Source organism: Maribellus maritimus (assembly GCF_022267315.1).
GTDB lineage: Bacteria > Bacteroidota > Bacteroidia > Bacteroidales > Prolixibacteraceae > Draconibacterium > Draconibacterium maritimum.
In genome coordinates this window covers 53,386-63,097 of record NZ_JAIKLE010000038.1, presented here as the reverse complement: position 1 = coordinate 63,097, position 9,712 = coordinate 53,386, and the positions used below count along the sequence as shown (strand labels likewise).

General features: G+C 37.2%; 8 protein-coding genes. 1 reads left to right on the top strand and 7 read right to left on the bottom strand.

The window, feature by feature from the left end:
* Positions 1 to 81: 81 nt before the first annotated feature.
* The 3 genes from K5G00_RS23990 to K5G00_RS23980 form a co-directional block, all read right to left on the bottom strand.
* Positions 82 to 450, bottom strand: coding sequence for a hypothetical protein (locus K5G00_RS23990; RefSeq protein ID WP_238769048.1), 369 nt, complete (start codon positions 448 to 450; stop codon positions 82 to 84).
* Between the two features lie 66 nt (positions 451 to 516).
* Entirely contained in the window at positions 517 to 1,851 is a 1,335-nt protein-coding gene (locus K5G00_RS23985) for a carboxylesterase family protein (RefSeq protein ID WP_238769047.1), read from the bottom strand.
* Between the two features lie 32 nt (positions 1,852 to 1,883).
* Positions 1,884 to 2,384, bottom strand: coding sequence for a hypothetical protein (locus K5G00_RS23980; RefSeq protein ID WP_238769046.1), 501 nt, complete (start codon positions 2,382 to 2,384; stop codon positions 1,884 to 1,886).
* A 211-nt stretch (positions 2,385 to 2,595) separates the two neighbouring features.
* Between K5G00_RS23980 and K5G00_RS23975 the strand changes: the two genes are divergently transcribed.
* Complete coding sequence (locus K5G00_RS23975; protein WP_238769045.1) at positions 2,596 to 3,198, top strand: TetR/AcrR family transcriptional regulator; 603 nt, start codon at positions 2,596 to 2,598, stop codon at positions 3,196 to 3,198.
* A gap of 117 nt (positions 3,199 to 3,315) precedes the next feature.
* On the opposite strand, the gene K5G00_RS23970 is transcribed toward K5G00_RS23975, so the two are convergent.
* The 4 genes from K5G00_RS23970 to K5G00_RS23955 form a co-directional block, all read right to left on the bottom strand.
* Complete coding sequence (locus tag K5G00_RS23970) at positions 3,316 to 4,401, bottom strand: glycoside hydrolase family protein (protein ID WP_238769044.1); 1,086 nt, start codon at positions 4,399 to 4,401, stop codon at positions 3,316 to 3,318.
* Positions 4,402 to 4,414: 13 nt separating this feature from the next.
* The gene (locus K5G00_RS23965; protein ID WP_238769043.1) at positions 4,415 to 5,863 is read right to left on the bottom strand and encodes a sulfatase family protein; all 1,449 of its coding nucleotides are present in this window, start codon (positions 5,861 to 5,863) and stop codon (positions 4,415 to 4,417) included.
* 324 nt (positions 5,864 to 6,187) lie between these two features.
* Positions 6,188 to 7,843 carry a sulfatase-like hydrolase/transferase gene (locus K5G00_RS23960; protein WP_238769042.1) on the bottom strand — a complete coding sequence of 552 codons (1,656 nt, stop codon included), beginning with the start codon at positions 7,841 to 7,843 and terminating at the stop codon, positions 6,188 to 6,190.
* Positions 7,844 to 7,882: 39 nt separating this feature from the next.
* The gene (locus tag K5G00_RS23955; protein ID WP_238769041.1) at positions 7,883 to 9,670 is read right to left on the bottom strand and encodes an FAD-dependent oxidoreductase; all 1,788 of its coding nucleotides are present in this window, start codon (positions 9,668 to 9,670) and stop codon (positions 7,883 to 7,885) included.
* Positions 9,671 to 9,712: the final 42 nt, after the last annotated feature.

The window sequence follows — 9,712 nt, the reverse complement described above, 5'->3', positions numbered from 1 at the left end:
TCAAGTTCTTTTAAATCCTCTTTTATATTGAATTTGCTTTGTCTTCCCATGCTTCAAAGATAATACAGCGGCACTATATACTCAAATTGGTATAACTAGTAACGATTGAACATCCTGATTTGAAAAAAAAGATTTGTACTCAATTTTATAGCTATTTCTGAGCATCCCGAAAAACTCGTCTGAGAAATCGATAATGGTGCATTCGTCGGGAATATGATAGCAATGCTCTACCGCGTGCTCACTGTCTGGTTTATCGATTATTGCAAAACCGGAGTAAGCATCAAAGTCGTTTCTGAAAACTTTATAGATAAAATTTCCCTTGCGTATAAAACTAATGTTGAATGATTTTGAATATTCTGGCCGCGAAGTACACGCTTGTTTGCATTTACATTTAAAATCGATAATGCGGTAAAATTCAGAAGAGTAGATTGTATTTACGTCTGCATCCATACTTTAAATACGAAACTTTTGGTTCTACAAATAATTCAGTATTTACATTTTGAACTGCTGCTTAACCTATATTTCGGCGTTTTTTTTTCTGTATTTCAATACTCCTTCAATTTCCCCGCCATGTCCCAAACGCCCATTTTCAGCAAAAACTGCCCACATTTTACGAACTTCCTTGCCTTTCTTATCAATTTCTTCGGCTGTTATTCCCTCCACTATTTTCCTGTTTTCCCACGTCGTACTTTCTCCAAAAAGCAGGGGAATATCAATGGTGTGAGCCGCTCCGAATCCATTTGTTTTTGACCCCCATAAAATTTCATATTGATATACATTATTAGTAGCTGTTACACAATTTTGAGCAAACTTTTTACAGTCTTTTTTATAAACTATATTGGTGGTTATTTCAACAAATAACTGCTTAAATACTTTCCCAAGAAGCGGAATTTGACATACTTTTTTTACCTGGGGAATCATTGGGACGTACAATGCCGTTTCGCTTTTGGTGTATCCTGCTAAGATATTAATGTTTTTTGCCCGTTCTTTCCAAACCTTGTAAACATCAGCTTCTTTCGGGAATGGATAAGCTCCATATTGAACACCAAAGGGCATTCCGGCCTTCAAGCCATAACTTTTTGCAGCTGTAAGAACCTCTAATTGTTTGCTTAGTATTTTTTCTTTTGAAGCATTTTGAGGCAACGATTTTGCTACCGTAATCATATCGTCTATCATCTTTGCCTTATTGAAAAGCAAGCCGAAAGGGGCACTCTGAATAATTACATTATGAAATAAACTTTTTGTTTCCTCAATCAGCATCATTTGAGCTACTGCATCTCCCCCAGCCGATTGCCCAAACAAGGTTACATTTTGAGGATTCCCGCCAAACGATTCAATATTTTTGTTAATCCAGCGCAAAGCTTCCACCAAATCCAGATAGCCAAAGTTGGGCGGAATGTTGTTGTAATTGCCCAGAAAGCCAAACAATCCCAAACGGTAAGTTACTGCCACAACAATCACATTTTGTTCGGCAGCCATTGGCTCGGGGTCGAAAACAAAAGCATCTCCGGCACCTGCAATATAACTTCCTCCATGAATCCAAACCATAACCGGAAGATTTTTCTGCTCGCTATTCGGACGGGTAACAGAAAGGTTCAGGCAATCCTCCGACTGTTTTATATCCTTCAGGATATTTTCACCAACAAAATTACTAAAAGCTTTATCCTCATTCTGAAGACAGGCAGGGGCCGGTTGTGTTGCATTAACCGGTTCGGCATATTTTCCTATTGTCTCCGGCTTTTCAAAACGCTTGGCTATAGCATACGGAATGCCTGTAGCCCGAATAACAGCCGGGTATTCCATACCTATTATTTCTCCACTTGGAGTTTGAAAAATTATATCTTTTGTCATAGTCATCACATAACTATCGACCTTTAAATCTATTATAAAAGTCTTGTAAATTTGGCAATACCCAAAGCTGAAATAATTTTGTAACCTGCATATTCGTATTCTTCTGTAAAATCTTTTACCAAATACCATCCAATCATTTGGTATTTTTCCGTTTCTGTTCCATCATTTATAATCTTGAAATAGCGCAAATTATCTGTTGTCGTTTCAATCCTAAATGTTGATTTAACCTCTGTTCCATCGTCATAAGTTCTAACCAATTCTCCGGTAGATGTATCTTCAATATTGGGATAAAGAGTCAATTTGTGTCCCAATAAATTCATACTTTCTTCAATTTCAGTTTTAAGCTGTTCGATGATTTCCTGATTGATTTCGTTTTCTTCCTCTAATTCAACTTTTGCTGAACGTTCCACAATAACCAAAGTACTTATTGCTGTTTCATTGTCATCAGGTATATTTTCATTGTTGTCTTTTTGGCACGAAACAACAAGTAATGTTAAAACGACTAACAAGTTGATTAAATATATTTTTTTCATATTACTTTATTAACGGTTTTTAAACTTCTCAGAAATATTTCTTTTCAGAATTGTTATTTTTAATAGTCTCATATTAAAAATATTATCACTTTTTTATAATATAAAACGATACGAGAAATTGAAAATTCATCAAAAATAACAAAAACAGTCCATTCAGACTGTTTCTTATTTGTTAAAAATTATATTTTTGAGTGTTTTAATATTTTAATTAATGGGTAATAAAGCAGAGAAAACAAGACAAAACATCATTAATGCTGCCTTTAAATGTTTTGCAGTTGATTCTTATAACAAGGTCTCATTAAAAATAATTGAAGCCAAAACCGGGTTAAGCAGGGGGGCATTGTTGTATCACTTCCCCACAAAGGAGAAAATATTTGTTGAAGTTGTCGATAAAATTTTGATAAATTCTCTTTCTGTTACAACAGTTAATGAAGATGAAATTCATTCATTTTCTGATTTTATTGAAGCATATTTAGCGCAATTAAGTCAGTTACAAAAACAATTTCGCGCATTAAAAATACTCAACATGGCCTTTGGATTGGTGAATCTACACATGGAATCGTTTCATTACTATAAAGATTTTCATAAGATTGCTTTGAAATGGAATGAAGCAGAAAATAAAGCATGGTTTAAACAGCTCTCAGAAGCTATCAAGAGAAATGAAATAAGGGCAGATATCGAAAAAGAAAAAATAGCTAGATCGTTTAAAAACTTATTTTATGGTACAGCTTATGAAAGCTTGAATAGTTCTAAGGATGATTTTTTAAGAATGTTAAAATGGCAATATTACTTCTTATATAATTCATTGAAATAAAACACTATGGATTGAAAATTCCGTAGTGTTTATTCAATGGTAAATGGATTTTTTTGTTATGTAGGTTGATATTATTGCTGCTATTGTGTCCAAAAGATTTCATTTGATATGTTATTGCTAATATTTTGTTATTCGTAAAGGTATTTGAACATTAAAAGTGTGGCGTACATTATTTTCGTCAATGGTATCGGCAGCACACATCAAGGCAATGGCTTCTCCATCTTCCATCAACACTTGCGGGCGCTCAAGGTGATCAAGTTGCTGAGTGACTCCATTTTCCCATGTGACTATCCTTTCAGATATATCAAAATGCTTTGCTTTATTCCAATTTATACCATCTTCTGAGTCGTAATGAACCAAAGAAAAAAGCCTTTCTCCTCCCTCATGTTTAATGCGTTTAACAATTGCTCTGAATTTACCATCCTGATACCAAATGTATGGGTCTTCAGCGGGGAAACGTTCTCCCGGAAACGTAAATACCGGATTTGGATACTTTTTAAAAGGTCCGGTAGGACTATCAGCTATTGCCACGCAATGTACTACAGGTCCGCCATTGGGTAACGGATATTTTTTACCTACCGCTTTATATATCATCAATATTCTCCCGTCAGTCATTTGACACACAGATGGATTAGAAGTCATTAAAGCATCGTAGGCAGAGTCATTATGGTGAGTAATATCCAGTACCGGTTTATCAAAACGTTTCCATGGGCCATTGGGATCATTTGCCACTGCGACACCTATACGTTGATTATTGCGGTGAAGCATATTTAATTTTTGCTTGCCGGGTGAGCAATAAATTTTACGATCGCCGGTATTACCCATATGATATAAATAATATTTTCCATTAAACTTATGCACAGTAGGATTGTGGGTACATAAACCATCCCAAAACTCTTCGCCCCGTTCCTGAAGGGCAATATCTTTGAATTTATAAGGACCAAAAGGAGATTCAGACACAGCATGAGCAACTTCGGAATGAGAAACCCATATCCAGCCCGGAGCTTTAGGCCAGCGTGAATAAAACATGTGATATAAACCATCTTCACCTTTTATTACCGAACCTCCCCATATACTCATAGTGTCGTTTACAAAAACCGAATGTTTTGCTATTTTCTCAAATTCGATTTTGAAATCTGGGGCTTTCTCAGTACATGATGCCAATAAAATGGCAATTGTAACATTAAATAGTATTGTTTTCATTTTTATTTATTTCTCAATTTTTTTCTGATAATTTTTTCTCCCAATATTCTATTATATCTTCATAGCTGCTGTCAGAACCTAATCCACGTCTTCTCATACTGCTCTCATAATACTTAGCTGATGATTCTTTTGCCTTTTTTGTAACTTCCCAGCGCTCCGGTATTTCTCCTTTCTCTATTTCGCTCAATCTTGATTTAAGCGTGCTAAACAACGTCTTTTTAATCGACTCGTATTTTGGATAATCTGCCAGATTTTCAAACTCCATGGGATCCATTTTTATGTCATACAATTCAATCTCCGGTTTAGAATCCGCCATAAACAAACTATATGGGTAAAATAATTTCCCTTGTTGATAAAAAAGTTTATAGATGGAATACGCGGGATACTCTAATTTTTTATAACCGCTTAATTGCATCCAGGGCACTTCCGGCATTTTATTCCAGATTAGTTTATAACGTCCATCCATAATGCTTCTGCTATTGTCCACGGCATCTCCCATTCGTTGTCTAAATCCTAACACATATTCGCGTTTTTCGGCATTGTCTCCTATAAATACTTTCCCCTGCAAATGTTCGGAAACCGGGATGTTGGCAAAAGCAAGAGAAGTCACTGGTACATCCACCAGACTAACCAGCTGTGTGCAAATTTTACCTGCCTCGAAATGTTTCGGATAACGAATTATCAGTGGTACCCTTAATCCTCCCTCATATAAAAACTGCTTATCACGCAAATGTGGTCGTCCATTATCCCCAAAAAGAACTATGATTGTATTGTCTGTCAATCCCTCATTTTCCAATCGAGTTAAAAAATGTCCCACTCTCTGATCGCAATGTTGCACCGTTTCCAGGTAAAGTGCCCAATCTGCTCTTATTAGCGGATGATCCAAGTAACAGTCTGGCAAATCGACGCTCTCCGGTGAAATAGGATTTTCCTTATCGGCATAGAATTCACGGTGAGGCTCAAATATTTGCACTTGTGCAAAAAAAGGCTGTCCCTCAGCACGTTGATTCCAATCGGTTCCATCAAACAAATTGCCGGTTTCAAAATTAAAATCAGTCTTCCCCCATTTGGTCATATCTGTAGCCTTTCCATTAGTACAGAAATAACCTGCTTCCTTAAAATACTCAGTTATAGGCTTAATACCCTCAGGCAGTGGCATTTTGTCCATAGTCCTATGATTTAAACAATTAATAGCGGAAGGATACATACCTGTAATTAATGATGACCGGCTCGGAGAACACACTGGAGCAGTGGCATAACAATTTTCATACAAAACGCCTTGTTCTGCCAGCTGGTCAATATTGGGTGTCTTAACATCTTTGTTGCCATAGCACCCTAATTCTATCCCGAGGTCGTCGCAGTTTATCCAAAGTATATTAGGGCGTTCCTGTGCTTGAAGCAATGTCGAAAAAAACAGTAAGAAACAGACCAATAGCATAATCCGAGTTTTTTTTATGTTCATGGAAAAAACATATTAAATAGTTAATATTTTATTTAAATGAATACTATTACTGAGAGTTACTCCAAATCTCTTTTAATTAATAATAAGCCTTCGGGGAATACGAAAAGCATCTACCACTCCCCTCTCTCTACATCCTGAATCAGGTTTCCTATCATTTAAGGCTGGAAAAGGACAAATGCCATTTAGAGATTCTTTAATACATTGTGCTTTTGTGTAACCTGCTAAAAGGGACAGAAAGGCTAATGATGATAATAACTGTTTCATATCTGTTAATATTTCCTTTTTTTAACCATATCTATCTTCGTTTTCATTCCATTTATTTTATTATTCCGCCTTTACAAATTGACTTTGACTGTCTTTTGTATATCGAACTACTTGAGGTTTATTTTTTCCTCGTGCAAATGCAATTTTCAATTTCCAGATTCTCCTCATTTCTTTCAATATCTGGCTATAATTAGCCTCCGCCACTATATTTGTTGTTTCGTTTGGGTCATTTTTAAGATTAAAAAGTTCTTCATATATAGGTTCTTCTCCATGAAACGGAGCTTCTACATAGTTCCTGTAAATAGCTATTTCTGCATCATGCACACCATAAAGCAAATCATCTGATCTCATGCCCATATCTTTTGCCATTTTAATGATTTCAATTGCAGATATGTTATTGTTAGCATAATAGCGAATGTATTTCCATTCCTTGTTTTGTACGGCATCACAACGAGGATTTCCAAATGGCGTTGACCATAAATTCTCTGTAAACAGGTATTCTCTTACCGGAGTAATTTCCCCTTCAATAATATGATTTAAAGTTTTGCCCTGATAAGAATCTGGAATTTCAATACCTGCGTATGCAAGCAATGTTGGAGCAATATCAATGGTTTGGATCAATTCGTCTACAATTTGTCCCCCTGCACTCTCCTTTACCAAAGGATTATATATAATAAACGGAACATGGGTGCAAATTTCATAGCACAATGCTTTACCTCCCAATCCAAATTCTCCTGAAAACAATCCATGGTCTGAAGTAAAAATAATGATAGTGTTTTTCTCCAGGCCATTTGCCTTTAGCGTTTCGCGCAGCTCCCCAATCAACCTATCTATTCCTGTAACGGTCTGCATTTGGCGTATTACTCGCTCCCTCACTGTATTAGGAGAATCGACCCAATTGTAACCTGTTTGTCTGTCTTTAAAATGGTGGACGCTCTCGGGCAACCTATGTGTCTTAATGTCTGATTTCGCTATATAATTTTCGGGTAAAGGAATGTTTAAGTCTCGGTATAACGTGCGGTAAATTTCAGGATCGCTTTCCAAAAGCTTCATACTTCCTGTTCCCGCTCCATGAGGGAGATTAAAACAGATATTTAAAAAGAAAGGCTTATTACCAGGACGATTCTCTAAAAAATACCGTGCCTCTTTAATTTGATGTTCATTCCCTAAAAAATCCTGAACCCCCTCTCCTATTATTTCGATTTGAGTATCACTCTTCGCGCCTTTAAAAATCTCATGCCTCGTTTTAGGGTAAAAAGTCAAATGTTTATGACCAGCATACCAGTAATCAAACGACTTCTCCATTAAGCCACTTTCATACCCCTCATTACCAACCGGAGTATGATTTTTTCCAATGTATCCGGTGTAATAGCCATTTTGACGCAATATAACCGGATAGGATTTTTCCCAAGCTTCTGGCGCCACACTGGTTCCGGAGTTAAAATTGACTCCATGTTTTCGCTCAAACTGACTTAGTAAAATAGAAGTGCGACTTGGCGTGCAAATGGCACTCGTAACATGAGCATTGGAGAAGAGGGTTCCTTCTTTTGCTAATTTATCAATATTAGGAGTTTGTATCAACTTGTTTCCGGTACATCCCAACATGTCATAACGCTGGTCATCAGTTAGAATAAAAATTATATTAGGCTTATCTTCAGCAACTAACGACTCACTAAAGAACAGAAAAAAACAAAGCACAATAAAAATCTCCCTCATAAAATATTTATCTTAAAATGGTAAAAAAACTGTCTCTGTTTAGTGCATCTTTGTTTTCTCTTCAATACGCATTTTATCTAAACGGGATTTCATTTCTGAAAGGTGCGAATGGTACACATCGCGTGGAGAACAATCATTTTCGGTGCAAACAACCGCTGCTGTTCCGACAACTACACCCATTTGCGTGGTAGTGTGCATCACCCGCGGACTTCCCAACCCTACATGTGTAGCAGAAAAACAACGTCCTGCCATAAACAGATTGTCGATGTCTTTCGAATAGAAACAGCGATAAGGAATTTTGTAACGTTCAATCTTGGTGAAATCGGCGTAACTCAAAAAATCATATTTCCCTCCTTTGGGATAGTGTATATCAATTTCTCGTACCTCTTCTACAAAACCATCTTCAAAATCAGGGTGGTTAACGATATCGCTTTCTTTTAAAATGTAATCGCCAATAATACGGCGCGATTCACGTTTGCCCGCTACATAAGCGATCCATTTTAACTTTAGGTTCGCATTTTCCGGGTCTTGTTTTACATTGTACCAGTTACCATAAATTGCACGAAACATGTGGTCGCGAATTTCCTCAGCATCGTAAATAGTATTCATAAGCAGCCCGTATTCCCAGAACCATTCTCCGCTTTTTGCTTTGTAATCTTTTGCTACATCCATCGCCCATAAAACCTCTTTCCACCCCAATGTTCTGGGCTTTTCCTCAAATTTGCGGGAGATCTCCCCTTCCACTTCAACAGAATTCCACAAAATGGTATTTCCCATCGTCATGTTATCGGGTTGCTCAGGGGCCATCGATTCATTGAATTCTTCCCGTGCTTCACGCCCCATCCGCACTTCAGCACCTGCCCAATATCCAATCCAGCCATCACCGGTAGCATCAACAAACAATGGTGCTTCAAAACGTATTTCTTTGTGTGTATGCGTGTGAAAACAATCGACTGCTGTAATTTTATTATTCTTTTTATGAACTGTAAAAGCACGAGTATTTGGAAAAACAGTGATATTTTCTTCACCCCGAACCACCATTTCAATGGTGTCGTTTGCTGCAATTGCTCCGGAATCGCCATTTGGATAATGCTCTGTTCCAAGCTCTTCAACGATGTTGTATACTTTCAGTCCCAATGTATGTACCCGAATTTCTTTACTGGCATTTCCACCCAGCACAGGCCGGTCATTGATTAAGGCAACTTTAATACCCTGACGCGCTGCAGCCACGGCAGCCCCACAGCCAGCCAGACCTCCACCTATCACTACCAGATCAAATTCATCTTTTAATTCGGGGGGAGGTATCCCCAGTTTTTCTTTTCGCCACGCTGTCATTTCTTCCAAATCCACAGGCGGAAAATCGTTTTTATCTTTTGAAAAATAAATCGCATCACAACGTCCCTCAAAGCCAGTTTCATCTTTTAATTCAATTTTCAATTTTTTTGATCTTCCTATCTTAATACGTCCTGATTGAATCCATTGCCAATCTTCGTTGACACCATAAGTTTCCGGATATTCCTTATTGTCAAATATTATCTTAAACGTTCCAGGTGTTTCCGGATGTGTGGGCACCCAGTCTTTTGTGCGTACCCAGAACCAGTACCTCCCACTTTCAGGGAAATCAACTGTTGTTATTGCATTTTCCACTGGTTCACCCATTCCATGTGCCAGCAGATAAGGAGAGCCCATGGAAGAAGTAAATTGCTGGTCGACCACCCAGCCCCCTTTTTCATCGAAGTTTTCTGTTTCTACTAAAACCGAGAAAGTCTGGGAAAATAATACTTTTACAAAAAATATTAATATCGTAGTAATTGATATGCTTTTCATTTAGGTTTTTATAAAATGTGTATTGAACAAAAATTATTATTA